The organism is Crossiella sp. CA-258035 (assembly GCF_030064675.1).
Taxonomy (GTDB): Bacteria; Actinomycetota; Actinomycetes; order Mycobacteriales; family Pseudonocardiaceae; genus Crossiella.
In genome coordinates this window covers 6404334-6430455 of record NZ_CP116413.1, presented here as the reverse complement: position 1 = coordinate 6430455, position 26122 = coordinate 6404334, and the positions used below count along the sequence as shown (strand labels likewise).

Genomic DNA, 26122 nt, shown 5'->3' with positions numbered 1-26122 from the left:
AGTGTGCGCCACGACGGGCCCGCGCGGCAGGCCGGACCCGTCGTAGCGTGCGCATTGTTACTGCTGGCCCCAGCCGCCCTGCACCATGGTCTGGAACAGCCAGCGCCCGCCGACGCGCACCAGCAGGTCGCCGTAGCGCACGGTCTGGGTGTGCCCTTCCACGGTGAAGGTGGAGTCGGTGGTGACGAACACCAGCTCCCGGCTGACGAAGTGCGGCGTGCGGACGGACTTCATCTCGATGTCGTGGCCACCGCCGAGGATCTCGGTCCAGCGCTCGACGAAGACCTCCCGGGTCCACGAAGCGGCCGAGGCGTTGCCCTCGGCGTCGGTGCTGATCACGTTGATCGGGAACAGCGCCATGTCGGCCATCCGCTGGATCTCGCCCGCGCCCGCGGCGGCGTCGTACTCGGCGAACCAGGCGAGCACGCTCTCGACGTCCTCGCTGGCAGGGACGAAACCAGCGCCGTCGGTGGGCAGTACGGGGGTGTGGGTCAAGGTGACTCCTTCTTCTCGCGCTGAGCTGCGGGCGCGCGGCCACGCCAGCAGTTCGTATGACGTACGGTACAGCGTACGATTCAGCGGTGCAAGCCGGTTGGCGGCCGAAGTGGTGTGACGTGGGTCGCTGCGCACGCAACTAACAAGCAGGCTTGACTGTTTGTTAGTTCGGCGGAAGACTCTGCCGGCATGGGCGCGCCGACCAGGCAGAGGCAGGCTGACCGCAGCCGTGAGACGCGGCGCAAGCTGATGGTGGCCACCGTGGACGCGCTGGTCGAACGCGGCTGGGCCGGGACCACCACCACCCTGGTCGCCCAGCGCGCCGGGGTGTCCAGGGGCGCGCAGCTGCACCACTTCCGGACCCGCGGCGAACTGGTCGCGGCGGCGGTGGAGTACGTGGGCGCGATGGGTGTCGAGCAGTTGCGCGCGCAGGCCGCGAGCGCGCCTGCCGAGGGCGGGCACACCGCCGCGGTGGTCGAGCTGCTCGCCGACTTCTACGCCAGCCCGCTGTTCACCGCGGCGCTGGAGCTCTGGGTCGCCGCCCGCACCGACCCGGAGCTGCACGAGCTGGTGCTGCCGTTGCAGGCGCGGCTGGGGCGGGAGACGCACCGGCTGGCCCTGGAACTGCTCCGCGTCGACGAGTCCCGGCCTGGGGTGCGGGAGGCGGTGCAGGCCACGCTGGACCTGATCCGCGGTCTGGCGCTGGCGAACCTGCTCACCGACGACGGCAAGCGCCGCAAGCGGATCGTGCGGCAGTGGGCGGCCATGCTGGATGACGCGCTGGGAGGGCAACGCCGATGAGCACGCTGACCGGACTGCTGGCCGATCTCGACGCCGAGGGCGGTGACCTGGACCGCCTCGTCGCCGGACTCGACCTGGTCGGGCTGGCCACACCCACCCCGGCCGAGGGTTGGACCATCGCGCACCAGCTCGCGCACCTGGCCTGGACCGACCGGCAGGCCATCCTGGCCGCCGCCGATCCGGCCGGGTTCGCCGAGTCGCTGAAGACCGCCAACCCACTGTCCTTTGTGGAGGAAGGCGCGGCCGAGGGGGTCGGCGAGGCGCCGGAGTCGCTGCTCGGGCGCTGGCGGGCCGGGCGGGACGCGCTGCGCGCGGCGCTGGCCGCGGTGCCGCCGGCGGAGAAGATCCCGTGGTTCGGGCCGCCGATGAAGGCCACCTCGATGGCCACCGCGCGGATCATGGAGACCTGGGCGCACGGACAGGACGTGGCCGACGCCCTCGGTGTCCGGCGCGAGCCCACCGACCGGCTGCGGCACATCGCGCACCTGGGCGTGCGGACCATGGGGTTCGCCTTCGCGGTGCGCCAGGAACCGTTGCCGGACAAGCCGGTCCGGGTCGAGCTGACCGGACCTTCGGGCGATCGCTGGGAATGGGGACCGGAGGAGGCCGAGGACCGGGTCAGCGGGTCCGCGCTGGAGTTCTGCCTGCTCGTCGTGCGCAGGCGCAACCCGGCCGATCTGAAGCTGAGCGTCACCGGGGCGGTGGCGGCCAAGTGGATGAGCATCGCGCAGGCCTTCGCCGGGCCGCCGGGAGCCGACCGCGAGCCGGGGCGGTTCGATGACTGACCGGGTGCTGCGGATCGGCAACGCCTCCGGCTTCTACGGTGACCGGTTCAGCGCGGTTCGCGAACAACTACATGACGGCGAACTGCACATCCTCACCGGCGACTACCTCGCCGAACTGACCATGCTGATCCTCGGGCGGGACCGGCTCAAGGACCCTTCGCTGGGCTACGCGCGCACCTTCGTGCGCCAGCTGGAGGACTGCCTCGGGCTCGCCGTGGAACGCGGTGTCAAGATCGTCACCAACGCGGGCGGGCTCAACCCGGCCGGGCTGGCCGCGGCGCTGCGGGCGCTGGCCGGAAAGCTGGGCCTGGACGTCCGGGTCGCGCACGTCGAAGGCGACGACCTGCGGCACCGAGCCGGCGAGCTGGGCTTCGGGGAGCCGCTGACCGCCAACGCCTACCTCGGCGCCTGGGGCATCGCGGAGTGCCTGCGCGCCGGGGCCGACGTGGTGGTCACCGGACGGGTCACCGACGCCTCCCTGGTGGTCGGACCCGCCGCCGCGCACTTCGGCTGGTCGCGCACCGACTGGGACGCGCTGGCCGGGGCCACCGTGGCCGGGCACGTGCTGGAATGCGGCACCCAGGCCACCGGCGGCAACTTCGCCTTCTTCGCCGACCTCGCCGACCTCCGCAAGCCGGGGTTCCCGATCGCGGAGGTCGCCGCCGACGGCAGCTCGGTGATCACCAAGCACGAGGGCGCCGGCGGCGCGGTCACCGTGGACACCGTCACCGCGCAGCTGCTCTACGAGATCGCCGAACCGGCCTACCTCGGGCCCGATGTCACCACCCGCTTCGACACCATCCAGCTGGAACAGGCCGGGCCCGACCGGGTGCGCATCCACGGGGTGACCGGCGCGCCGCCGCCGGAACAGCTCAAGGTGTGCCTGAACCGGCTCGGCGGGTTCCGCAACGCCACCACCTTCGTCCTCTGTGGACTGGACGTGCAGCGCAAGGCCGACCTGGTGCGCGCCCAGCTGGAGCAGGCCATCGGCGGGCAGGGGCTGACCTGGACGCTGGCCCGCACCGACCGGGCCGACGCGGACACCGAGGAGACCGCCAGCGCGCTGCTGCACGCCACCATCAAGGACACCGATCCCAAGCGGGTCAAGGCGTTCTCCCGCTCGGCGATCGAGCTGGCGCTGGCCTCCTACCCGGGTTTCCACGTGACCGCGCCACCCAGCGACGGCACCCCGTTCGGGGTCTACTCGGCCGCCTACGTGGACCGGAGCGCGGTCACGCAGGTCGCGGTGCTGCCGGACGGGAGCAGGGTCGAAGTCGAGGAACCGGTGGGGCAGCAGCTCGCCGAGTCCTGGAGTGACAGCGGACCCGCGCCGTTCGGGCGGCACGAGCCGACCCGGCGCGGACCGCTCGGGCGGATCGCCGGGGCCCGCTCCGGGGACAAGGGCGGCGACGCCAACCTCGGCGTGTGGGTGCGCTCGGAACCGGCCTACCGCTGGCTGTTCCACCACCTCACCGTCGAACGGCTCCAAGAACTGCTGCCGGAATGCGCGGAGCTGACCGTCGAACGGCACGCGCTGCCGAACCTGCGCGCGGTGAACTTCGTCATCCGCGGCCTGCTCGGCGACGGGGTGGCCTCGGCCACCCGGTTCGACCCGCAGGCCAAGGCGCTCGGCGAATGGCTGCGGGCCCGGGTTGTCGATGTGCCGGAGGTGTTGTGGTGAACGAAGTTTCCGACCCGTTCGGCACGCCGGAGCGGCGGGCGCTGCGGGAGACCGTGCACCGGTTCGTCCAGCGGGAGGCCGTGCCGCACCTGGCGGACTGGGAACGCGCCGGGGAGGTGCCGCGCTCGCTGCACCGGGCCGCGGCCGCGATCGGCCTGCTGGGCATCGGTTTTCCCGAGGAGGTCGGCGGCAGCGGCGGTGACCTGCTGGACATGGTGGTGGTCAACGAGGAGGTGCTGGCCGCCGGTGGCTCCTCCGGGTTGCTGGCCGCGCTGTTCACCCACGGCATCGCGCTGCCGCACATCGTGGCCGCCGGTGGCGCGGACCTGGTGGACCGGTTCGTCCGGCCCGCGCTGGCCGGGGAGAAGATCGGCTCGCTGGCGGTCACCGAGCCCGACGGGGGATCGGACGTGGCCGCGCTGCGCACCACCGCGGTCCGCGACGGGGACCACTTCGTCCTCAACGGGGCCAAGACCTACATCACCTCCGGGGCGCGCGCGGACTTCGTCACCACCGCGGTGCGCACCGGGGAACCCGGCTACGGCGGGGTGAGCCTGCTCGTGGTGGAGAAGGGCACGCCGGGGTTCACCGTGAGCCGCAGGCTGGAGAAGCTGGGCTGGCACTGCTCCGACACCGCCGAACTGTCCTTTGTGGACGCCAGAGTGCCGGTGGGCAACCTGGTGGGCGGGGAGAACGCCGGGTTCGCCGAGCTGATGCGGCAGTTCCAGACCGAGCGGATCACCCTGGCCGTGCAGGCCTACGCCACCGCCCAGCGCTGCCTGGACCTCAGCGTCCAGTGGGTGAAGGCGCGGGAGACCTTCGGGCGGCCACTGGTCAGCCGCCAGGTCGTGCGGCACCAGCTGGTGGAGATGACCCAGCGGATCGAGCTGGCCCGCACCTACACCCGCTCGGTGGCCGCGCGCGCCGCCGCCGGTGCGGAGGTGGTGGCCGAGGTGTGCCTGGCCAAGAACGCGGCGGTGGCCGCGTGTTCGTTCGTGGCGGACGCCGCGGTGCAGCTGCACGGCGGGTTCGGGTACATGCGGGAGGCCGAGGTGGAACGGCACTACCGGGACGCGCGGATCCTGGGCATCGGCGGCGGGGCCAGCGAGGTGCTCGCCGACCTCGCGGCCAGGCGATTGGGGTACACGGCATGACCGTACTGAAGTCCACAGTGGACACCGCGGCGCCGGAACACGTGGCGAACCGGGAAGCCATGCTGGCCAAGCTCGCCGAGCTGGAGGCCGAACACGCCAAGGCACTGGCCGGTGGCGGCGCGAAGTACGTCGACCGGCACCACAAACGCGGCAAACTGCTGCCGCGCGAACGCATCGAGCTGCTCATCGACGAGGACTCGGCGTTCCTGGAGCTGTCCCCACTGGCCGCCTGGGGCACCGACTACACCGTGGGGGCCAGCCTGGTCGCCGGGATCGGCGTGGTCAACGGCGTCGAATGCCTGATCACCGCGAACGACCCGACCGTGCGCGGCGGCGCCAGCAACCCGTGGACGCTGAAGAAGTCCTTCCGGGCCATGGACATCGCGGTGGCCAACCGGCTGCCGGTGCTCAGCCTGGTCGAGTCCGGCGGCGCGGACCTGCCCAGCCAGAGCGAGATCTTCATCCCCGGCGGCCGGATGTTCCGCGACCTCACCAGGGCTTCGGCCGCCGGACTGCCCACGGTCACCCTGGTCTTCGGCAACTCCACCGCCGGCGGCGCCTACATCCCCGGCATGTCCGACCACGTGGTGATGGTCAAGCAGCAGGCCAAGGTCTTCCTCGGCGGGCCACCGCTGGTGAAGATGGCCACCGGCGAGGAGTCCGACGACGAGGAGCTGGGCGGCGCGGAGATGCACGCCGCGGTCTCCGGCCTGGCCGACCACCTGGCCGAGGACGAGCGGGACGCGCTGCGCATCGGCCGGGACATCGTGGCCCGGCTCAACTGGCGCAAGCTCGGCCCCGGTCCGAGCCGGGCCAGCGTCGAACCCCGCTACGACGCCGAGGACCTGCTCGGCATCGCGCCCAGTGACCTGCGGCTGCCCTTCGACCCGCGCGAGGTGATCGCCCGGCTGGTCGACGGCTCGGAGTTCGACGAGTTCAAACCCCGCTACGGCACCAGCCTGGTCACCGGCTGGGCCAGCCTGCACGGCTACCCGGTGGGCATCCTGGCCAACGCGCGCGGGGTGCTCTTCAGCGCCGAGGCGCAGAAGGCCACCCAGTTCATCCAGCTGGCCAACTCCGCCGACGTGCCGCTGATCTTCCTGCAGAACACCACCGGCTACATGGTCGGCAAGGAGTACGAGCAGGCCGGGATCATCAAGCACGGCGCGATGATGATCAACGCGGTGTCCAACAGCACCGTGCCGCACCTGACCGTGGTGATGGGCGCCTCCTACGGCGCGGGCAACTACGGCATGTGCGGCCGGGCCTACGACCCGCGGTTCCTGTTCACCTGGCCCAACGCCAAGTCCGCGGTGATGGGACCGGCCCAGCTGGCCGGGGTGCTCTCCATCGTGGCCAGGCAGGCGGCCGTGGCCAAGGGCGCGCCGTATGACGACGAGGCCGACAAGAACCTGCGGGCCATGGTGGAGGGGCAGATCGAGGCCCAGTCGCTGGCCCCGTTCCTGTCCGGGCGGCTCTACGACGACGGCGTGATCGACCCGCGGGACACCAGAACGGTGCTCGGCATCTGCCTCTCGACCATCCACAGTGGACAGGTCAGCGGCACCAGGAACTTCGGCGTCTTCCGGATGTGAGGTCCCCCAACGTGATCACCCGAGTCCTGGTCGCCAACCGCGGCGAGATCGCCCGCCGCGTGTTCCGCACCTGCCGTGCGCTGGGCATCGGCACGGTGGCGGTGTTCTCCGACGCCGACGCCGAGTCCCCGCACGTCACCGAAGCCGACCTCGCGGTCCGCCTGCCCGGTCTCACCCCCGGTGAGACCTACCTGCGGGCCGAGGCGCTGATCGCGGCCGCCCGCAGCAGCGGGGCGGACGCGGTGCACCCCGGCTACGGCTTCCTGTCCGAGAACGCCGAGTTCGCCCGCGCCGTCGGCGAAGCGGGGCTGGTGTGGATCGGGCCGCCGCCGGAGGCCATCGAGGCCATGGGCGCGAAAGTTGAGGCCAAGAAGCTGATGGCCGAGGCCGGGGTGCCGGTGCTGCCCGAGCTCGACCCCGGGGACGTGACCGAGTTCCCGTTGCTGGTCAAGGCTTCCGCCGGGGGCGGCGGCCGGGGCATGCGGATCGTGCGCGCGCCAGAGGAGCTGGCCGGGGCGGTAGCGGCGGCGCGGGCCGAGGCGGCCAGCGCCTTCGGCGACGGCACCGTCTTCTGCGAGCCCTACCTGGAACACGGGCGGCACGTGGAGATCCAGGTGCTCGCCGACGCCCACGGCGCGGTGTGGGCGCTGGGCGAGCGGGACTGCTCGGTGCAGCGCCGCTACCAGAAGGTCGTGGAGGAGTCGCCCTCACCGGCGGTGGACGACACCCTGCGCGAGGCCATGTCCGCGGCGGCCGTGGCGGCGGCGCGGGCGATCGGCTACCGGGGCGCGGGCACCGTGGAGTTCATGGTCTCGGCCAAGGGCGAGTTCTACTTCCTGGAGACCAACACCCGCCTCCAGGTGGAGCACCCGGTCACCGAAGCCGTCTTCGGCGTCGACCTGGTCGCCTGGCAGCTCGCCATCGCCGAAGGCAGCCCGCTGCCCGCGGAGATGCCGGTGCCGCGCGGACATGCCATCGAGGTCCGGCTCTACGCCGAGGACCCGGCCGCGGACTGGCGGCCCGGCAGCGGGCCGCTGCACCGGTTCGAGGTGTCCGGAGTGGACAGTGAGTTCACCGGCACCGGCGAGCGCGGACTGCGTCTGGATGCCGGGGTGGTGGACGGCTCGGTCATCAGCACCCACTACGACCCCATGCTGGCCAAGGTGATCGCCTGGGCCCCCACCCGCGCCGAAGCCGCCCGCCGGCTGGCCGCCGCGCTGGCCGGGGCGCGCATCCACGGCCCGGCCACCAACCGGGACCTCCTGGTCCGGGTGCTGCGCGACGCGGACTTCCTGGCCGGTCGGGTGGACACCGGTTTCCTCACCCGCCCAGGACTCGACCTGCCGCTGGCCGAGGAGCGCGGGGTGCGGATCTCCGCGCTGGCCGCCGCGCTCGCCGAGGCCGCCGCCAACCGGGCGGCCGCCACCGTGCAGGCCCGCGTGCCCGCCGGGTGGCGGAACCTGCACTCGGCCAACCAGGTCAAGGCCTACGACAGTCCACAAGGGACGATCGAGGTCGAGTACCGCTTCACCAGAAACGGGATCATCACCGAGAACCTGCCCGAGGTGAGCGTGGTGACCGCCGCGCCGGAGTCGGTGGTGGTGGAGGTCGACGGGGTGCGGCGCACGCTGCACGTGGCGCGCTACGGCGAACAGGTGTTCGTGGACTCCCCGTTCGGACCCGTGACCCTGCGCCGGTTGCCGCGCTTCACCGAACCCGGGGCCGCGCACGCCGAGGGATCACTGCTCGCGCCGATGCCCGGCACCGTCGTCGCGGTCACCGCCGCGCCCGGCGACACCGTGCGCGCCGGACAGGAACTGCTGGTGCTGGAAGCGATGAAGATGCAACACCCGGTGCGCTCGCCCGCCGACGGCGTGCTCACCGAACTCGCCGTGACCGCGGGCGCCCAGGTCGAGGCCGGGGCCGTGCTCGCCGTGATCGAACCCGCCCCAACCGGGCAGAAGCCGATGGAGGACTGACGGACATGGACTTCCGGGAGACCGACGAACAGCGCGCGCTGCGGGCCTCGGTGGCCGCGCTGGCCGCCAAGTACGGGCACGGCTACTGGGTCGACAAGGCCAAAGCGGGGGAGAAGACCACCGAACTGTGGGCCGAGGCCGGACAGCTCGGCTACCTCGGCGTCGCCGTGCCCGAGGAGTACGGCGGCGGCGGAGGCGGCATCACCGAACTGGCCATCGTCTGCGAGGAGCTCGCCGCCGGGGGCTGCCCGCTGCTGCTGCTCGTGGTGTCCCCGGCCATCGCGGCCACCGTCATCGCCAACTCCGGCACCCCGGAGCAGAAGAAGAACTGGTTGCCCGGCTTCGCCGACGGGTCGCTGAAGATGTCCTTCGCCATCACCGAACCCGACGCGGGCTCCAACTCCCACCGGATCGTCACCACCGCCCGCGCCGACGGCGACGGCTGGCGGCTCACCGGCGGCAAGTACTACATCTCCGGGGTCGACGAGAGCGACGCGACCCTGGTGGTGGCCCGGCTGGAGGACGCGCGCACCGGCAAGCTGCGGCCCGCGCTGTTCGTGGTGCCAACGGACGCACCCGGCTACTCCTACCACCCGATCCCGATGGAGATCACCTCACCGGAGCGGCAGTTCACCCTGTTCTTCGACGACGTGAAACTGCCGGCCGATGCCTTGGTGGGCGGGGAGGACGCGGGCTTGGCCGCGTTGTTCGCCGGGCTGAACCCGGAGCGGATCACCGTGGCCGCCTACGGTTGCGGCATCGGGCGGTACGCCTTGGCCAAGGCGGCCGACTACGCGCGCGCCCGCAAGGTGTGGGACTCGCCGATCGGCTCCCACCAAGGGATCTCGCACCCCTTGGCGAAGGCGCACATCGAGGTCGAGCTGGCCAGGCTGGCCACCCAGCGCGCCGCCTGGGCCTACGACCAGAACGATCCCAGCGCCGCCGAGTCGGCCAACATCGCCAAGTACGCCTCCGCCGAAGCCGCCATCGCCGCGGTGGACGCCGCCGTGCAGACCCACGGCGGCAACGGGATGTCCACCGAGTACGGGGTCGGCACCCTCTACGGCGCGGCCAGGGTCGGGCGGATCGCGCCGGTGAGCCGGGAGATGATCCTCAACTTCGTCGCCCAGCACACCCTGGACCTCGGGAAGTCGTACTGACACGGTAGAAGGCCCACCCGGCAACGACGCCACCGGAGGTCGCCATGATCCACCGCAGCCCGCTCCCCGACGTCGAGATCCCCGATCTGCCGGTGCACAGCTACGTGCTGGCCGGGGCACGGGAACGGGGTGATCACCTGGCGGTGGTGGACGGGAGCAAGCCGGACGGGCTGCGGCTGACCTACGGCCAGCTGGACGCCGCGGTCGGCAGGCTCGCCGCGGGCCTGCACCAGGAGGGGCTGGGCAAGGGCGATGTGCTGGCCTTGTTCAGCCCCAACACGGTGGCCTACCCGGTGGTGTTCTACGCGACCACCACCCTGGGCGCGATCGTCAGCACGGTCAACGCCTTGTACACCACCGAAGAGCTGACCACGCAGCTGCGCGACTCCGGCGCGAGGTTCCTCATCACCATCTCGCTGTTCCTGGACCGCGCGGTGCCCGCGGCGGAAGCGGCCGGGGTCGAGCACGTCTTCGTCTGCGACACCGCGCCGGGGCACCGCTCGATCCTGGAGCTGATGGCCACCGACGGGCCGGTGCCGGAGGTGGAGATCAACCCGGCCGAGGACGTGGCGGTGATGCCCTATTCCAGTGGCACCACCGGAAAAGCCAAGGGCGTCATGCTGACCCACCGCAACATCGTGGCCAACATGGCCCAGGCCGGCGGGATGCAGCCCACCGGCCCGGAGGACCGGATCCTGGCCATCCTGCCGATGTTCCACATCTACGGCATCACCGTGCTGCTCAACCACGCGTTGCGGTGCGGCACAACGGTTGTGGTGCTGCCCCGGTTCGAGCTGGAGCAGTTCCTCACCGCGCTGGCCGAGCACCGGGTGACCAAGGTGCCGGTGGCCCCGCCGATCGTGCTCGCCCTGGCCAAACACCCCGTGGTGGACCGGTTCGACCTCTCCGCGCTGAAGTCCGTGCTGTGCGCGGCCGCCCCCCTGGACGCCGACACCGGCCACCTGTGCGCCACCCGGCTCGGCGTGCGGATCACCCAGGGCTACGGCATGACCGAGCTGTCCCCGGTCTCCCACGTGGTCCCCGACTCCGACGAGCACCCGCCGGAGGGCACGGTGGGCAAGCTGGTGCCCAACACCGAATGCCGGATCGTCGACCCGGCCACCGGACAGGACACCGACGGCGCGGGTGAGCTGTGGATCCGCGGGCCGCAGGTGATGAAGGGCTACTTCGCCAGGGGCGCGGACACCGCGGCGATGATCGACGAGGACGGCTGGCTGCACACCGGCGACATCGGCCGGGTGGACGCCGAGGGCAACTTCTTCATCGTGGACCGGCTCAAGGAGCTGATCAAGTACAAGGGCTACCAGGTGCCGCCCGCCGAGCTGGAAGCCGTGCTGCTCTCCGATCCCCGGGTCGCCGACGCCGCGGTGATCGGGGTCCGCGACGCCGAGGGCGAGGAGGTGCCCAAGGCGTTCGTGGTGCGCGCCCCCGGTCAGGAAGCCTTGGCGGAGCGGGAGGTGATGGAGTTCGTGGCCGGGAAGGTCGCGCCGTACAAGAAGATCCGGGTGGTCGAGTTCATCGACGCGGTGCCACGTGCGCTGTCCGGGAAGATCCTGCGCCGCGAGCTGCGCGGCCGCTGACGCGAGACCCCACCCGCCGTGTTGGCCGAACTTGTACGGGGTGTTGGCCGTTGTGGGCGGCCGGGGTGGGCCATAACGGCCAACACCCCGTACGACAATGGCCAACACCCCGTACGACAACGGCCAACACGGCGGTGGGGTTACTCCAGCGGGGTTTCGGTGGGGCGGAGGGGGCCGGAGAAACGGGGTCCCGCCAGGGTGCGGCCCAGGCGGCCCAGGCCGGTGCGCACGGGCTGGGCCAGGTACTCCCCGAGCACCACGCCCGCGGCCAGGGCCAGTCCGATGCCGGCCGCCAGCAGCAGCGACTGCGCGCCCTTGGCGATGTTCTGGTCCACCGCCAGCTGGAACAGCGCGTGGTAGGTGGTCAGGCCGGGCAGCAGCGGGGTCAGCCCGGAGACCGCAATGATCAGCGGCGGGATGCGCAGCCGCCGGGAGATCACGCCGCCGACGAAGCCGATCAGGATGGCCGCGCCCGCGGAGGCGATGACCACGTCGGTGCCCAGGACGGTCAGCACCCCGTAGGACGCCGTGCCCGCCGCGCCCGCCAGCCCGGCCACGAACAGCGCCCGCAGCGTGGCGTAGCTGGCCCAGGCGAAGCACAACGAGGTCAGGCCACCGGCCACGATCATCTGCGGCACGTGCGCCAGCAGCGGCGGCGGCGGTTCGGCCACCGAGATGTGCAGGCCCTGGGAGACCGCCAGCCGCAGCACCAGCAGCACCCCGATGACCAGACCGGCGGTCATCAGCAGCACCTCCATGGCGCGGCCGGCGGCGGTGACGTTGTAGCCGGTGATCGCGTCCTGCACGGTGCCCACGATGGACAGCCCGGACAGCAGCACGATGATCCCGGTGGCCACCACCAGCGAGGGCCGGACCAGGTGGCTGCCGGGGTCCATCGCGTGCACGCCCAGCGCCATGCCGGTGGCCAGCACACCGCCGAGGACCTGCTGGAAGAAGAACGGCAGCGCCAGCCGGTTCACCATCCGGCCGACCCGGTCGATCACCGCGGTGGTGAACGCGGCGATCCCGGCCAGCAGCGGCCCGCCGCCCAGCAGCACCGCCACCGCCGCCGCCATCGCCGCCCAGGCCAGCGTGGACACCCAGCGCGGGTACGGGTGCGGCGCGGTGGAGACCGCCTCCAGGCCGCTGAGCGCCTCATCCGCGGTGATCTTGCCCGCGGTGATCTCCCGCACCAGGCGCTCCAGCGCGGTCAGCCGGGTGTAGTCCAGGCTGCGGGCGCGCACCACGCGGGTGGTGGTCACCGGGGCGGCCAGGTTGCCGCGGTGGCAGCAGGCGGTGATCGAGGTGAACGTGACGTCCACGTCGGTGGTCGGCAGGCCGTAGGCGTTGGTGACCGCGAGCATGGTGGCGGTGACGTCGGCGGCCCCGGCCCCGCAGGCCAGTTGCAGCTCGCCGATGCGCAACGCCAGGTCCAGCACCTGGTGCACTGTGGCGGCGTCGGGCACCTTCGGTCCGTGCAACATGGCACTCATGATCGCCGGTTCGACCCGTTCCCGCCGCAGCAGAAGTCCCCGCAGTCCCACCACACACCTCCGCCACCCGCACGCCGCCGACCAGGGCATCGCGCGAGTGGACCCGGCCGTTGCACGGTGTCGCGAAGGTCACGTGTGCCGGGCTGGGACGCGGGGTAACTACTAGGGCTTCAGCACGATCCGGATCGGGTTGCCGACCTTGTTCGCCAGCCGGTGCACCGCCTCCGGCGCTTCGTCCAGGGGCATGACCTCGGTGACCGAGCTGGACAGGTCCAGGCGGCCGGTGGCGACCAGGCGGACCAGCGTGTGCAGGTCCTTCGGCTCCGAGCCCCACGCGCCGCGGACCTGGTGCTGGGCGACGTTGAACCGGGCCGCGTGCTCCAGCTGCAGCGGGGCCTGGGTCATCCCGACCAGGACCAGTTTCCCGTGCGGGGCCAGCAGGTCATCGGCCGCGGCCCGCACCGCGGGGTGGCCGACCAGGTCCACCGCGAGGTCCAGGCCGAGTCCGCCGGTGGCCGCCCGGACCTTGGCCGCCAGGTCCTCCTCGGCCGGGTCGAAGGCGTGGTCGGCACCCGCGGCCAGGGCGCGTTCGCGGGCCAGCGGCAACGGGTCGAAGGCGATGATCGGGGCCGCCCCGGCCAGCCGGGCGATCCGCACCGCGTGCACGCCGAGGCCGCCGATGCCCCACAGGCCCACCGCGTCGCCCACCGACAGCTCGCCCTTGTGCAGCAGCGCCGCGTACGGGGTGGACACCGCGTCCGGGATGATCGACCCCTGCTCGAAGGGCACGTTCGCCGGCAGCGGCACCAGGGAGCGGTGGCTGGTCACCGCGTACTCCGCCCAGCCGCCGTCGTAGCTCACCCCGCGCGCGGGCGGCAGCAGGCAGAAACCGGTGTGGAACAGGCAGTTCGGGCAGCGCTCGCAGCGGTCGCCCGCGGAGAGGACCACCCGCGCGCCCGGCTGCCAGAACGCCGGCACCCCCGGGCCGAGTTCGGCGATCGTGCCCGCCACCTCGTGGCCCAAGGTGATCACGGTCTGGCCGGTCAGGGTGCGGAAACCGGTCAGGCTGCCGTCGATGATGTGCACATCGGACAGGCACACCCCCGCCGCGGCGACCTTCACCAGCACCTGGCCCGGCCCCGGCTTGGGCACCTCGACCTCGTGCAGCCCGAACTTCCCGGATTCCAGGTCGAACCTCGCCGCGCGCATACCGGCCCTCCGTCGTTACCCGTTGGTAGCTTGCACGCTACCGGGACGGGACGCCGGTGGCGGCGGTGGCCGCCGGGGAAACCTGCTGGCAGGCACCCCGGGGGCGTTGGCTAACCTGCTGGGAAGCATTCCCGCCGACTCCGCCGACCTAGGAGATCAGTACCCGTGTTGCGCACGCACGAGGCCGGAGCACTCCGCGCCGAGCATGCAGGCCAGACCGTCACCCTCACCGGCTGGGTGGCGCGGCGTCGCGATCACGGCGGAGTGATCTTCATCGATCTGCGGGACGCCTCCGGGGTCGCCCAGGTCGTCTTCCGCGAGGGCGAGATGGCCGAGCGGGCGCACCGGCTGCGCGCGGAGTTCTGCGTCAAGATCGTCGGCGAGGTCGCCCGGCGGCCCGAGGGCAACGAGAACGCCGAGATCCCCACCGGCGCGATCGAGGTGCTGGCCACCGGCCTCGAGGTGCTCAACGAGTCCGCGCCGCTGCCGTTCCCGCTGGACGACCACCTGGAGGTCGGCGAGGAGATCCGGCTCAAGCACCGCTACCTGGACCTGCGCCGCAGCGGACCGGCCAAGGCCATGCGGATGCGCTCGGAGGTCAACCGGGTCGCGCGCGAGGTGTTGCACCGCAACGACTTCGTCGAGATCGAGACCCCGACCCTGACCCGCTCCACGCCTGAGGGCGCGCGCGACTTCGTGGTCCCGGCCCGCCTGCAGCCCGGCTCCTGGTACGCGCTGCCGCAGTCCCCGCAGCTGTTCAAGCAGCTGCTCATGGTCGGCGGCCTGGAGCGCTACTACCAGATCGCCCGCTGCTACCGGGACGAGGACTTCCGCGCCGACCGGCAGCCGGAGTTCACCCAGCTCGACATCGAGATGAGCTTCGTCGAGCAGGACGACGTGATCAGCCTCGGCGAGCAGATCATCGCCGCGATCTGGCGCGAGGTGCTCGGCGTCGAGCTGAGCCTGCCGATTCCGCGCATCCCCTACGCCGAGGCGATGGCCCGCTACGGCAGCGACAAGCCGGACCTGCGCTTCGAGCTCGAGCTGGTCGAGATGACCGAGTACTTCGCCAGCACCCCCTTCCGCGTGTTCAAGGCCCCCTACGTCGGCGCGGTGGTCATGCCCGGCGGCGCGAGTCAGCCGCGCAAGCAGCTCGACGCCTGGCAGGACTGGGCCAAGCAGCGCGGCGCCAAGGGCCTGGCCTACGTGCTGGTGCAGGAGGACGGCAGCCTCGGCGGACCGGTGGCCAAGAACCTCTCCGAGGACGAGCGCGCCGGTCTCGCCGCCGCGGTGGGCGCGAAGCCGGGTGACTGCGTGTTCTTCGCCGCGGACTCCCCCAAGGCCGGGCGCGCGCTGCTCGGCGCGGCCCGCGTGGAGATCGCCAACCGCTTGGGCCTGATCTCCGACGGCGACTGGAAGTTCGCCTGGATCGTGGACTTCCCGCTGTTCGAGGCCACCTCCGAGACCGACGACGTGGCCGTGGGCGCCGGCAGCTGGACCGCGCTGCACCACGCGTTCACCTCGCCCACCCCGGACTGCCTCGACGACTTCGAGAAGGACCCCGGCTCCGCGCTGGCCTACGCCTACGACATGGTGTGCAACGGCTTCGAGATCGGCGGCGGGTCGATCCGTATCCACCGCGCCGACGTGCAGCAGCGCGTCTTCGGCGTGATGGGCCTCTCCGAGGAGGAAGCCCAGGAGAAGTTCGGCTTCCTGCTGGATGCGTTCAAGTTCGGCGCGCCCCCGCACGGCGGCATCGCCTACGGCTGGGACCGGATCTGCATGCTGCTGGCCGGGGCCGACTCGCTGCGCGACGTCATCGCCTTCCCCAAGAGCGGCGGCGGCTTCGACCCGCTGACCGCCGCGCCCGCGCCGATCACCGCCCAGCAGCGCAAGGAAGCCGGCGTGGACGCCAAGCCCGCCGTCAAGGGCGACGCCGCGACCGCGTGAGCTCGCTGCTGCACCTGCGCGTGGTCAACCAGCCGGAGCACACCGAAGCGGTGCTCCGGCTGCTTGACGAGTGCGCGGGAGCGACCCACCTGGTGCTGCTGCCCGGCGCGGGCGTGCGCCCCCAGGGCGATGTCATCGAGGCCGACGTGGCCAGGGAGTCCCTGGACGACCTGCTCGCTGAGCTGTGCGAGCTGGGCATCGACCACCACGGCGCGATCACCCTGGAGAGCATCGACACCGCGCTCTCCGACGCCGCCGACCGGGCCGAGGCCGCCGCGCCGGGCGAGGGCGCGGACGCGGTGGTGTGGGAGGAGCTGATCGCCCGCACCGGCGAGGAGTCCCGGCTCAACCTCACCTACCTGGGCTTCCTCACCATCGCCTGCCTGCTCGCCGCGGTCGGGGTGATCACCAACTCGGCGGTCACCATCGTCGGCGCGATGGTCGTCGGACCCGAGTTCGGGCCACTGGCCGCACTCGCGGTCGGCCTGGTCCGGCGGCGCTGGGACCTGGTCCGCAGGGCCAGCGCGGCACTGGTGTTCGGCTTCCAGTTCGCGGTGGTGATCACCGCCGGACTGGCCGCACTCGGTTACGCCGCGGGACTGTTCAATGAATCGATCATGCACAGCAACCACGACGTGGACTTCGTCTTCCAGGTCGGCCCGTTCTCCCTGATCGTCGCCCTGCTGGCCGGCGCGGCCGGCATGCTCTCGCTGACCTCGTCGAAATCCGCCGCGCTGGTAGGGGTTTTCATTTCCGTCACCACCGTGCCCGCGGCCGGATACGCGGCATTGGCACTGGTGCTGGGAGAATACGGGCGGGCCGGGCAGTCCGGGCTGCAACTGCTGGTCAACCTGGCCGGGATCGTGCTGGCCGCGGTGCTGGTACTGCTGCTGCGCAACCGGCAGAGCCGCCGCAGGGGCAACGGCCGACCACTCGCGGAAGGGTGAACACCAGCCTGTCCGAGGAACTTCCGGACCTTTGTCGATCGTTGGTAGTACGCCGGGTGGGTGGAATCGGCGCGCAGCAGAGGGCTTGCGCCGCAACGAGATCGGAACAGAAAGACAATGTCCTCAGGCTCGTTGGTCGGGATAGCTTTGCCAGAGCGTAACCAGATCATGCCGATCCGTGATAGCCAAGCCCGGTAGGGTCGACAACGATGAGCGTGGAAATCTCCACCGGCCCGCTGGACGTCCACAACGCGGTGGCAGCGGAGGTGGCCGAGACGGTCGCCGCTGCGCAGGCAGTGCTGCGCCGCCGCTTCGGTGCGAGCGTCCGGCTGAGTGATGCCGAGGATCTGGGCGGGAGCGACCGGTCGGTCGTGCTCCGCGTGCGAGTGGTGGAAACCCCTTTCGCCATGCCCCGCACGTTGGTGATCAAGCGATATCGCACCCCGTTGCTGCCAGGTCAGACCGCCGACCCCTTCGCCCACGAAGCGGCCAGCAGCCAGCTGTTCACCGCCCTGTCCGTCGGCGAGCGGGTCAGCCCGGAGCTGATCGCGCACGGACCGGCCGAACGGCTGCTGGTCATGGAGGACCTGGGCCGCGCGCCGACCCTGGCCGACAAGCTGCTCGGCGATGACGCCCGGGCCGCCGAACGCTCGCTGCTGGCCTGGGCCAGGGCGCTGGGCCGGGTGCACGCCAACACCGCGGGCCGCGAAGCCGACTTCGACGCGCTGATGCGCCGCCTCGGCCAGCGCAGCTGGACCGATCCGATCGCCCCGGAAGCCCGCACCGCGCTGACCGAGCTGCCCGCGCTGCTGGCCGAGGCCATCGGCGTGCAGACCTCCGACGCGGTGGCCGAGGCCGCCCGCAACACCGGCTGGCTGCTCGGCGGCACCCGCTACCGCGCGTTCAGCCCCTCCGACGTGTGCCCGGACAACAACCTGGTCACCAACCGGGGCGTGCGGTTCCTGGACTTCGAGTGGGGCTGCATGCGCGATGTCGCCCTGGACGTGGCCTACCTGCGGGTGCCGTTCCCGTCCTGCTGGTGCTCCTTCGCCCTGCCCCAGGGCATGACCGAGGCCATGCTCGCCGCCTGGCGCTCGGAGGCCAGCACGGTGTGGCCGGACCTGGACGACGACGCGGTGCTGCTGCCCAGGCTGCTGGACGCCCAGGTGCTGTGGGTGTGGCTGTCCACCTGGTGGCTGCTGCCGCGGATCACCGAGACCGACCGGCCCATCGACGCCAACCAGCTCTCCCCGCGCCGCAGCGCCGCGCTGGCCGACCGCTGGCGCAGGCTGCGGGCCGACGCGGTGGTCTCCGGCAGGCACGAGCTGGCCGAGCACGCCGAGGCGGTCGCCACCGCCATCGTGCGCCGGTTCGGATCCGACGCGGCCACTCTCCCGCTCTACCCGGCCTTCCGCTGACCTGCGCAAACCTGTCCCGGAAGAATAATCACGATATTCTTGGAAATCCGGTGAACCGTTCGCAGGCGGCGGTCGTATGAACCGGCCATGACCACTCGTGCCGACTTCGCCGCTCTCGTCGCCGACGACATCCTGCCCAGCCGCATGCCCGACGTCGGTTTGCTGCGCGCCTACCTGGCCCAGGGCTGCGAGCACGGCGACCCGCTGTGCCTGAGCTTCGGCGAGACCTGGGACCAGGCCCCGGCCGGGCTGCTCGACCACCTGCACGAGCGCCCGCTGCACGCCCACGGCTACCAGCTGTCCATGTACGGCCTGCCCAAGCTGCGCAAGGTGGCCCGCGACTACGTGGTCTCCTCGCACCGCCTGGAAGCGGTGGCCCAGCCGGGCCGGGACTTCGAGGTGGCCGCCACCTGGACCGGCACCCGCGGCGCCATGTTCGACTTCGGCCGCTACCTGCTCGACGAGCTCGGCTCCGACGGCCGGGTGCCCGTGGTGGTGGCGGCGGGACCCAGCTGGGACTACGAGGGCGTCTTCCACACCCTCGGCTACCAGGTCCGCTACCTGCCGCTGCGCCCGGAGACCGGGTTCCGCCCGCTGGCCGGGGAGTTGCAGGACCTGGCCGACCGGATCACCGCCGACCCCGGGCAGCGGCTGGCCATGGTGGTGGTCAACGCCCAGCACAACCCGACCGCGGTCAACTGGCGGCCCGGCTTCGTGGCCGCCGCGGTGGACCTCGCGCACCAGCACGGCGCGGGCCTGCTGGTCGACGACGCCTACTTCGGCGTGCACGACCCCGAGGACGAACCCACCTCCGCGCTGCGCGTCCTGCTCTCCCGCCTGCCCGGCGCCCCGCCCACCGCGCGCCGCCGCTGGCTGGCCGTCCGCTCCCTGGGCAAGCAGTTCCACTGCAACGGCTGGGGCGTCGGTCTGATGACCGCCGAACCGGCCACCCTGGACCTGCTGGTCAACCGGTACCGGCTGCACAGCTCGCTGATGTACGGCGGGGTCTACCAGCACGCCATGGCCGACTGGCTGGCAGACCCGGCCAGCACGGCGTTCCTGGCCGCCCAGTGCGCGGAGTACGCGGCCAAGCGCCGCCTGGTCGACCGGCTCTTCAGCGCCCGCCTCGGCTACCCCGCGGGCGCGGTGCACACCGGCTCCTGCACCTCCTACCTGCTCTTCGCGCTGCCCGCCGCCTACGCCGGCCTGGACGACGGCGAGGCCCGGTTCCGGGACGAGGTCTTCGCCCGCACCGGCGTGCTCTTCGCCCCCGCCTGGCCCTGGCCCTACGCGCCCACCGCCGCCCCGCTGCCCTACATGCGGATGTACCTCGGCCCAGGTCAGGACGTGCTCACCGAGGCCGTGGACCGGATGGTCGGGGCGGGCATTGAGCACGGGATGCCGGTGTCGCGGTGAAAGTTCCCCGACCTGTCTCCACCCGGTCACCCTGATCTCACCGGCAGTGAGCCGAGGGCCCCGATCGTGGCAGCGTGACGGTTGAGCTCACCGCCCCGGCGCTCGATTCCGGCGCCGCCGGGCGAGCGGTCCACAGCCTGGTCGCGCTCGGCGACTCCACCACCGTTGGCATCGGCGACCGGGTCTCCGGCGGCTGGCGCGGGTTCGCCCCGCTGCTGGCCGCCGGGCTCGGCGCCCAGCTGCACAACCTGTCCTTCCAGGGCGCGCGCATGCGCTGCGTCCGGGAACGGCAGCTGCCCCTGGCCCTGGCCTGCCGCCCCGATGCCGCGGTGCTGGTGGTCGGCATGAACGACACCCTGCGCTCGGACTTCGACGCCCAGGCCATCCGGGACGACCTGGACGAGGTGGTGGGCAGCCTCACCGCGGCCGGGACCGTGGTGCTCACCGCCCGCTACCACGACCACGCCCGCGTCTTCCGCATCCCCGGCCCGCTGGCCCGCGCGCTGCGCGCCCGGATCGCCGAGGTCAACGCGGTCACCGACGAGGTGGTCGCCCGGCACCGGATCGGCTGCCTGGACCTGGACGCGCTGCCCGGGGCCTACGAGCTGCCCGCCTGGAGCGTGGACCGGCTGCACCCCTCCGAGCTCGGCCACCGGATGCTCGCCCGCGGCTTCGGCGACCTCCTGGCGGCGGCGGGCTGTCAGCTGCCCGAACCGGTGTCCATGACCTGCGCCGGGGGTGTGAAGATCACCCCGCTGCACCACGTCGGCTGGCTGGTGTTCAAGGGCCTGCCGTGGCTGTGGCGGCGCAGCTCGGACCTGCTGCCCTACGCCGCCCAGATCATCTGGCGGGACCTGCGGCAGCGGCGGCGCGGCGGGGAGTAGCGTGCCGCGCATGGCGTTGGTTGATCGTGTGCTGCTGGGCCCCGGACCGGGCAACCCCTACCCGGAGGCCACCCTCGCGCTCGCGGCCCCGCTGCTGGGCCACCTCGACCCGGAGTTCCTGCGCATCCTGGACCAGACCTGCGAGCGGCTGCGCACCGTGTGGGGCACCGCGAACCGGCGCACCCTGCCGCTGTCGGGCACCGGCTCGCTGGGCATGGAGGCCGCCTTCGTCAACACCGTGCGGCCCGGCACGATCGCCGTGATCGGCGTCAACGGCCTGTTCGGCCACCGCATGTGCGAGGTCGCCGCCCGGCACGGGGCCGAGGTGGTGCGGGTGGACCACGAGTGGGGCGCGCCCATCGACATCCGCCGCATGCTCGAGGCCCACCCCAAGCCGGACCTGGTGGCCGCGGTGCACGCCGAGACCAGCACCGGCGTGCTCAGCGACATCGGCGGACTCGCCGAGGCCGTGCACGCCAGGGACGGGCGGGCCCTGGTCATCGCCGACTGCGTCACCTCCATCGCCGGGCTGCCGCTGCACCTGGACGAGTGGGGCGTGGACATCGCCTACGCCGGCACCCAGAAATGCCTCGGTGTCGCGCCGGGCCTGGCCCCGTTCACCTTCTCCGAACGCGCCTGGGACCAGCGGGTGCAGCGGCCCAGCAGCTGGTACCTGGACCTCGGGCTGATCGGCGACTACGTCAGCGGCGGCGACGGCGGCGGCCGCACCTACCACCACACCGCGCCCACCGCGATGGTCGCCTCCCTGCACGCCGGACTCGGCCGCATCCTGGAGGAGGGCCTGCCCGCGGTGCACGCCCGGCACCGGGCCGCGGGGGAGCAGCTCCAGGACGGCCTGGCCGAGCTGGGGCTCAAGCTCTTCGCCGCGGACGGGCACCGGCTGCCGCAGCTGACCACGGTGTGGGTGCCCGAGGGCGTGGACTCCGCGACCGTGCGGACCCGCCTGCTGCACGAGTTCGGCATCGAGATCGGCGCGGGCGTCGGCGAGTACGCGACCAGGGTCTGGCGGATCGGGCTGATGGGGCCCAACGCCACCCCGGCCAGGCCCGCGCTGGTGCTGGCCGCGCTCAGGTCGCTGCTCGGCTGAACACCTCCAGGGCTTCCCGGTCGGTGGCCTTCGCGCGCAGGTAGTACTCCGCCCAGGCGGCGGCCTCCGGGTAGCTGGACTCCGCGGCGATCCGGCGGCAGGCGGTGTCCAGGTCGAACTCGGTGCGCCGCAACTGGATCCCGCCACCGGCCAGCAGCGCCCAGTGCGCGCCGGAGCGGCCGTAGGGCATGCCGACACTGCCCGGGTTGACCACCATCCGGCCCGAGGCCAGCCGGGCGAAGGGCATGTGCGTGTGCCCGCACACCACCGTGCGCACGCCATCGTCCACAGTGGACAGAACCTGGTCGAAGCGGTCGAGGGGGCTGTCCACCAGCACGATCTCCTCGTCATCGCGCGGGGTGCCGTGGCAGAACAGCACCGGCCCGAACCCCTCGATCGCCAAGGTGACCGGGTGCGGCAGCCCGGCCAGCCGGTCCAGGTGCGCCGGCCGCAGCTGCCGCGCCGCCCACCGGGACACCTCATCCGGCACCGGCGGTGACTGGTCGGCGGCCAGCGCGACCAGTTCGCGGTCGGCGTTGCCGCGCACCCACACCGCCCGCTCGCCCAGCGCGGCCAGGGCCTCCAGGGTCGGCGCCGGCATCGGACCGGCCGCGAGATCACCGGTCAGCACGATCAAGTCGGCTGCCCGCACGTCCGGCTCGGCCAGCACGGCTTCCAGCGCGGGCAGCACGCCGTGGATGTCGGAGAGCACCGCCACTCGTCGGGTCATGCCCCCGAACCTCACAGAGTTCTTGTTGCCGAGCAACCTCACAGGTGACTTCTTCGTAAGTTTCCGCGGAGCGAGAACACGGCAGTTCTCGCCAACGAGGGAGCATCAATGGGGACACACTCCCGCCGCGGCCGCCGTTTTGGCGCGACCGCGGCGCTGCTCGCCCTGGCCGGGGCCACGCTGACCCCGGTCGCGGGCGCGGCCGAGACACCACCGGACTCCGCGCCGCCGCAGCGCGTGCTCACGCTGCTCAGCGGCGACCAGGTGGTCGTGCGCGGCGCGGACGTGGTGCAGGTGCGGCCCGCCGCCGGACGCGAGGACATGGCCTTCCACAAGGTGATCCTCAACGGCCGCCGGTTCGTCTACCCGGCCGACGCACTGCCGCTGGTGCGGGCCAACCGGCTGGACGAGAACCTGTTCAACGTCACCGAGCTGCTGCGCCAGGGCTTCGACCGCGACACCGCGCTGCCGCTGCTGCTGACCCGCCGGCCGCACGCCCGCGCCGCGGCGGAGCTGCCCGCGGCCAGCGCGGTCACCCGTGAGCTGCCCGGACTCGGCGTCACCGCGCTGAGGCAGCCGAAGGAGCGGGCCGGGGAGTTCTGGGCCTCGCTGACCGGGCCGTCACTGCGCGCCGCGGAGGGCAAGTTCTGGCTCAACCGCAGGCTTTTGCTCAACCTGGACCAGAGCGCGAGCGTCATCGGCGCACCGCAGGCCTGGCAGGCCGGGGGCACCGGAGCCGGGGTCAAGGTCGGCGTGCTGGACTCCGGCTACGACCAGCGGCACCCCGACCTGACCGGCCGGGTGGCCGCCTCCTCGAGCTTCATCGAGGGCCAGCCGGTGCAGGACACCAACGGCCACGGCACGCACGTCGCCTCCACCATCGCCGGCACCGGCAAGGCCTCCGGCGGCCGCTACCGGGGCATCGCCTACGAGGCGAACCTGGTGGTGGGCAAGGTCTGCGACGAGTACTGCCCGGAGGACGCCATCCTGGCCGGCATGCAGTGGGCCGCCGACCAGGGCGCCAAGGTGGTCAACATGAGCCTGGGCGGCCCGCCCACCGACGGCACGGACCCGTTGTCCCAGGCGGTGAACCGGCTCTCCGCGGACAAGGGCACCCTGTTCGTCATCGCCGCGGGCAACAACGGCTCGGAGGCCGCCGTGGAGTCACCCGGCGCGGCCGACGCGGCGCTGACCGTGGCCGCCAGCACCAAGTCCGGGCAGCTCGCCCCGTTCTCCGCACGCGGCCCCCGCCACCTCGACCACGCCGCCAAGCCGGACATCACCGCGCCCGGCGTGGACATCGTGGCCGCCCGCGCCGCCGGCACCATGCCGCAGTACGCGGTCAGCGAGCAGTACCTGCGGATCTCCGGCACCTCGATGGCCACCCCGCACGTCGCCGGCGCCGCGGCCGTGCTGGCCCAGCAGAACCCGGGCTGGACCGGCGATGCGCTCAAGGCCGCGCTGATGGGCGCCTCCACGCCCCTGGACGGCGTGAACGTCTTCGGTCAGGGCGTCGGCAGGCTCGACCTGGCGCGGGCGCACCGGCAGCGGGTGCGGGTCGAACCGGCCTCGCTGTCCATGGGCAGCGTGCCCACCGGCGGCGAGCAGCCGGAGCAGCGGAAACTGCGCTACACCAACGACTCCGACCGCCCGGTCACCCTCAAGCTCGACCTGCCCGCGCACGGTGGCCTGTTCACCGCCGGCACCAAGCAGGTCACCGTGCCCGCCAAGGGCTCGACTGAGGTCACCGTCACCGCCGACTTCACCAAGGCCACCGGCCTGGTCGGCGCCCGGCTCACCGCCACCGGCGACGGCGTGGAGCTGCGCACCTCGGTGGTGGCCGAACGGCGACCGGCCGAGCACATCCTCACCGTGAAGTCCTTCAGCCGCCAGGGCAAGGCCGACGCCTTCACCAACGTGGTGCTGCAGGACCTGGACACCGGCCACGCCCGGATCATGAACAGCAACAGCGAAGGCGTGCCGGTCGGCCGCTACCGGGTGCTCGCCCAGGTGATCGACACCGAGTACCCGCCGGGCCTGCCCAACGGCGTGTTCACCGACCGGGTCAAGCTGGTGCAGGAGATCACCGTCGACAAGGACACCGAGATCCTCCTCGATGGCCGCAAGGCCAAGCCGATCCAGGTGCGGGTGGACGACCCGGAGGCGGTGCAGACCCCGTTCCAGCTCGGCCACGAGGTCGGCCTGTTCTCCGACCTGCCCGGCAAGCCCAAGGCCGGGGTCGCCATGGTGTCCAAGCCGGGCCGGGAGTACCTGGTGCCCAGCGCGCCCGCCCCCGGACTTGTGCTGTACAGCAACACTTCCTGGAACCGGCCGCTGCTCTCGGCCAAGCTCGGCCACCGCGAGCTCAACCCGCGTGACCTCAACCCACTGGGCTTCCGCGGTGAGCGCACCGCCGAGGTCGCCGACGTCGGCGGCGGCACCCCGGAGGAGATCGCCCAGGCCGGCGTGCACGGGAAGCTCGCCCTGATGCAGCCGGGCCGCCAGCCCACGGCGGAGGTCACCCGGCGGGTCACCGCCGCCTTCGCCGCCGGTGCGGCCGGGGTGATCCTGGACGACGCCTACGCCGAGCACCAGGCCGCCTGGACCGGGCCGGTGGTCAACATCTACGGCGAGGCCAGCGCCGCGCTGCGCGCCCAGCCCGGCGGCCGCGTCACCATCCGCGGCATCGCCAACTCGCCCAGCCTGTACGTGCTGCACGACCGGGTGACCGACGGCCTGCCGGACGGGATCACCTGGTCGCACTCCGCCCGCGACCTCGGCAAGGCCCGCACCCGCATCGCCCAGGTCGGCAACGGCGAGTCGGCCACCTCGGTGCAGGCCAACGTGCAGGTCGGCGACATGTGGTTCGGCTCGGTAGCCCCGGTCCGGGTGCCCGGCGAGCTGGACGTGCTCTACACCCCCGGCCGGCCCTGGATCACCGGCGCCGCCCTCGGCCAGACCCAGACCGCGGCCTACGGCATCCAGGAGACCCTGCCCACCACCTACCGGGCCGGGCAGAGCACGAAGCTGACGCTGTTCGGCAGCCCGTTCGGGCCGGAGCTGACCCGGTCCGCGATCACCCGCACCGGCGACAAGCTGCGGGTGGAGCTGCCCATGTTCAGCCAGCCCGGCGCGCTGGGCTACTTCAGCCCGGACTTCGACAAGGGCAGCACCTCCTTGTCCGCCAACGGAAAGCGCGTCGGCGGCAGCGACGTGCCCGGCATCGCCACGGTGGACGTCCCGGCCCGCCGCCAGCTCCTGGAGCTGACCGCCGAGGCCACCAGGGCACTGCCCGGCGCGGAACTGGGCACGAAGTCCACGGCCACCTGGAAGTTCCACAGTGGACAGACCGCGAAGGAGACCGCGCTGCCACTGCTGGACATCCGCTACGACCTGCCCCTCGACCTGGCCAACCGGGCCAAGCCGGGCGAGTTCGCCTTCGCCGTCGCGGCCCCGCACCAGGCGGGCTCCGGCGGCCGTGGCGCGGTGGCGGTGACCATGGAGGTCTCCACCGACGACGGCGCCACCTGGCGACCTGTCCCGGTGCTGCCCTCCGGCAAGTCCTGGACCGCCAAGGTGACCAACCCGGCCGGCGGGTTCGTCTCCTTGCGCACCAAGGCGTCCGACGCCGACGGCGGCTCGGTCACCGAGACCGTCATCCGCGCCTACCGCGTGGGCTGACCGAGAACCCCGGTGCCGCTGTCGCGGACAGCGGC

Annotated in this window: 19 protein-coding genes; 15 read left to right on the top strand and 4 right to left on the bottom strand. The window is 72.4% G+C overall.

The window, feature by feature from the left end; all coding sequences use genetic code 11:
- Nucleotides 1-57 precede the first annotated feature (57 nt).
- Complete coding sequence (locus N8J89_RS28840; RefSeq protein WP_283660140.1) at nt 58-495, bottom strand: nuclear transport factor 2 family protein; 438 nt, start codon at nt 493-495, stop codon at nt 58-60.
- A gap of 189 nt (nt 496-684) precedes the next feature.
- Here N8J89_RS28840 and N8J89_RS28835 point away from each other — a divergent pair, with 189 nt between their 5' ends.
- Genes N8J89_RS28835 through N8J89_RS28800 form a run of 8 tightly spaced genes read left to right on the top strand, consistent with a single transcriptional unit; the run spans nt 685 to nt 11251 of the window.
- Entirely contained in the window at nt 685-1296 is a 612-nt protein-coding gene (locus N8J89_RS28835) for a TetR/AcrR family transcriptional regulator (protein ID WP_252482761.1), read from the top strand.
- Nucleotides 1293-2081, top strand: coding sequence for a TIGR03084 family metal-binding protein (locus N8J89_RS28830; RefSeq protein ID WP_283660139.1), 789 nt, complete (start codon nt 1293-1295; stop codon nt 2079-2081). The genes N8J89_RS28835 and N8J89_RS28830 overlap by 4 nt, the downstream gene beginning before the upstream one ends.
- A complete protein-coding gene (locus tag N8J89_RS28825) occupies nt 2074-3762 on the top strand; it encodes an acyclic terpene utilization AtuA family protein (RefSeq protein ID WP_283660138.1) in 1689 nt (562 codons plus the stop codon). Before N8J89_RS28830 ends, N8J89_RS28825 begins: the two co-directional genes overlap by 8 nt.
- A complete protein-coding gene (locus tag N8J89_RS28820; protein WP_283660137.1) occupies nt 3759-4916 on the top strand; it encodes an acyl-CoA dehydrogenase family protein in 1158 nt (385 codons plus the stop codon). The genes N8J89_RS28825 and N8J89_RS28820 overlap by 4 nt, the downstream gene beginning before the upstream one ends.
- The gene (locus tag N8J89_RS28815) at nt 4913-6511 is read left to right on the top strand and encodes an acyl-CoA carboxylase subunit beta (protein WP_283660136.1); all 1599 of its coding nucleotides are present in this window, start codon (nt 4913-4915) and stop codon (nt 6509-6511) included. The genes N8J89_RS28820 and N8J89_RS28815 overlap by 4 nt, the downstream gene beginning before the upstream one ends.
- An 11-nt stretch (nt 6512-6522) precedes the next feature.
- Nucleotides 6523-8490 carry an ATP-binding protein gene (locus N8J89_RS28810; RefSeq protein ID WP_283660135.1) on the top strand — a complete coding sequence of 656 codons (1968 nt, stop codon included), beginning with the start codon at nt 6523-6525 and terminating at the stop codon, nt 8488-8490.
- Nucleotides 8491-8495: 5 nt separating this feature from the next.
- Nucleotides 8496-9650 (top strand): acyl-CoA dehydrogenase family protein, encoded by a 1155-nt coding sequence (locus N8J89_RS28805; RefSeq protein WP_283660134.1) that lies wholly within the window; start codon nt 8496-8498, stop codon nt 9648-9650.
- Between the two features lie 44 nt (nt 9651-9694).
- On the top strand, nt 9695-11251 hold the full coding sequence (locus tag N8J89_RS28800) for a 4-coumarate--CoA ligase family protein (protein ID WP_283660133.1): 1557 nt from the start codon (nt 9695-9697) through the stop codon (nt 11249-11251).
- Nucleotides 11252-11391: 140 nt separating this feature from the next.
- Here N8J89_RS28800 and N8J89_RS28795 read toward each other — a convergent pair whose 3' ends face one another.
- Both N8J89_RS28795 and N8J89_RS28790 read right to left on the bottom strand, forming a co-directional pair.
- On the bottom strand, nt 11392-12735 hold the full coding sequence (locus N8J89_RS28795) for a threonine/serine exporter family protein (RefSeq protein ID WP_283660132.1): 1344 nt from the start codon (nt 12733-12735) through the stop codon (nt 11392-11394).
- 171 nt (nt 12736-12906) lie between these two features.
- Nucleotides 12907-13953 carry a zinc-binding dehydrogenase gene (locus N8J89_RS28790; protein ID WP_283660131.1) on the bottom strand — a complete coding sequence of 349 codons (1047 nt, stop codon included), beginning with the start codon at nt 13951-13953 and terminating at the stop codon, nt 12907-12909.
- A 165-nt stretch (nt 13954-14118) separates the two neighbouring features.
- Between N8J89_RS28790 and aspS the strand changes: the two genes are divergently transcribed.
- The 6 genes from aspS to N8J89_RS28760 all read left to right on the top strand — a co-directional run bounded on the left by aspS (nt 14119) and on the right by N8J89_RS28760 (nt 21676).
- Nucleotides 14119-15903: an aspartate--tRNA ligase gene (gene aspS, locus N8J89_RS28785; RefSeq protein ID WP_283660130.1), complete on the top strand. Its 1785-nt coding sequence runs from the start codon at nt 14119-14121 to the stop codon at nt 15901-15903.
- A gap of 5 nt (nt 15904-15908) precedes the next feature.
- Nucleotides 15909-16850 carry a DUF389 domain-containing protein gene (locus N8J89_RS28780; RefSeq protein WP_283666273.1) on the top strand — a complete coding sequence of 314 codons (942 nt, stop codon included), beginning with the start codon at nt 15909-15911 and terminating at the stop codon, nt 16848-16850.
- 209 nt (nt 16851-17059) lie between these two features.
- Nucleotides 17060-18268, top strand: coding sequence for an aminoglycoside phosphotransferase/kinase family protein (locus N8J89_RS28775; protein ID WP_283660129.1), 1209 nt, complete (start codon nt 17060-17062; stop codon nt 18266-18268).
- An 87-nt stretch (nt 18269-18355) separates the two neighbouring features.
- Complete coding sequence (locus N8J89_RS28770; RefSeq protein WP_283660128.1) at nt 18356-19684, top strand: aminotransferase class I/II-fold pyridoxal phosphate-dependent enzyme; 1329 nt, start codon at nt 18356-18358, stop codon at nt 19682-19684.
- 74 nt (nt 19685-19758) lie between these two features.
- Entirely contained in the window at nt 19759-20568 is an 810-nt protein-coding gene (locus N8J89_RS28765) for an SGNH/GDSL hydrolase family protein (RefSeq protein WP_283660127.1), read from the top strand.
- A 10-nt stretch (nt 20569-20578) separates the two neighbouring features.
- Nucleotides 20579-21676, top strand: coding sequence for a pyridoxal-phosphate-dependent aminotransferase family protein (locus N8J89_RS28760; protein ID WP_283660126.1), 1098 nt, complete (start codon nt 20579-20581; stop codon nt 21674-21676).
- Here N8J89_RS28760 and N8J89_RS28755 read toward each other — a convergent pair.
- Nucleotides 21657-22406 carry a metallophosphoesterase family protein gene (locus N8J89_RS28755; RefSeq protein WP_283660125.1) on the bottom strand — a complete coding sequence of 250 codons (750 nt, stop codon included), beginning with the start codon at nt 22404-22406 and terminating at the stop codon, nt 21657-21659. The genes N8J89_RS28760 and N8J89_RS28755 overlap by 20 nt on opposite strands.
- Before the next feature lie 108 nt (nt 22407-22514).
- Between N8J89_RS28755 and N8J89_RS28750 the strand changes: the two genes are divergently transcribed.
- The gene (locus tag N8J89_RS28750; protein ID WP_283660124.1) at nt 22515-26087 is read left to right on the top strand and encodes a S8 family peptidase; all 3573 of its coding nucleotides are present in this window, start codon (nt 22515-22517) and stop codon (nt 26085-26087) included.
- Nucleotides 26088-26122 lie beyond the last annotated feature (35 nt).

Excerpts from the sequence above, each read along its gene's own strand:
- N8J89_RS28805 (WP_283660134.1), top strand. The coding sequence starts at position 8,496 with ATGGACTTCCGGGAGACCGACGAACAGCGCGCGCTGCGGGCCTCGGTG.
- N8J89_RS28830 (WP_283660139.1), top strand. The coding sequence starts at position 1,293 with ATGAGCACGCTGACCGGACTGCTGGCCGATCTCGACGCCGAGGGCGGT.
- N8J89_RS28760 (WP_283660126.1), top strand. The coding sequence starts at position 20,579 with ATGGCGTTGGTTGATCGTGTGCTGCTGGGCCCCGGACCGGGCAACCCC.
- N8J89_RS28775 (WP_283660129.1), top strand. The coding sequence starts at position 17,060 with ATGAGCGTGGAAATCTCCACCGGCCCGCTGGACGTCCACAACGCGGTG.
- N8J89_RS28770 (WP_283660128.1), top strand. The coding sequence starts at position 18,356 with ATGACCACTCGTGCCGACTTCGCCGCTCTCGTCGCCGACGACATCCTG.
- N8J89_RS28790 (WP_283660131.1), bottom strand. The coding sequence starts at position 13,953 with ATGCGCGCGGCGAGGTTCGACCTGGAATCCGGGAAGTTCGGGCTGCAC.
- N8J89_RS28755 (WP_283660125.1), bottom strand. The coding sequence starts at position 22,406 with ATGACCCGACGAGTGGCGGTGCTCTCCGACATCCACGGCGTGCTGCCC.
- N8J89_RS28750 (WP_283660124.1), top strand. The coding sequence starts at position 22,515 with ATGGGGACACACTCCCGCCGCGGCCGCCGTTTTGGCGCGACCGCGGCG.
- N8J89_RS28815 (WP_283660136.1), top strand. The coding sequence starts at position 4,913 with ATGACCGTACTGAAGTCCACAGTGGACACCGCGGCGCCGGAACACGTG.
- N8J89_RS28835 (WP_252482761.1), top strand. The coding sequence starts at position 685 with ATGGGCGCGCCGACCAGGCAGAGGCAGGCTGACCGCAGCCGTGAGACG.
- N8J89_RS28795 (WP_283660132.1), bottom strand. The coding sequence starts at position 12,735 with ATGTTGCACGGACCGAAGGTGCCCGACGCCGCCACAGTGCACCAGGTG.
- N8J89_RS28800 (WP_283660133.1), top strand. The coding sequence starts at position 9,695 with ATGATCCACCGCAGCCCGCTCCCCGACGTCGAGATCCCCGATCTGCCG.
- N8J89_RS28825 (WP_283660138.1), top strand. The coding sequence starts at position 2,074 with ATGACTGACCGGGTGCTGCGGATCGGCAACGCCTCCGGCTTCTACGGT.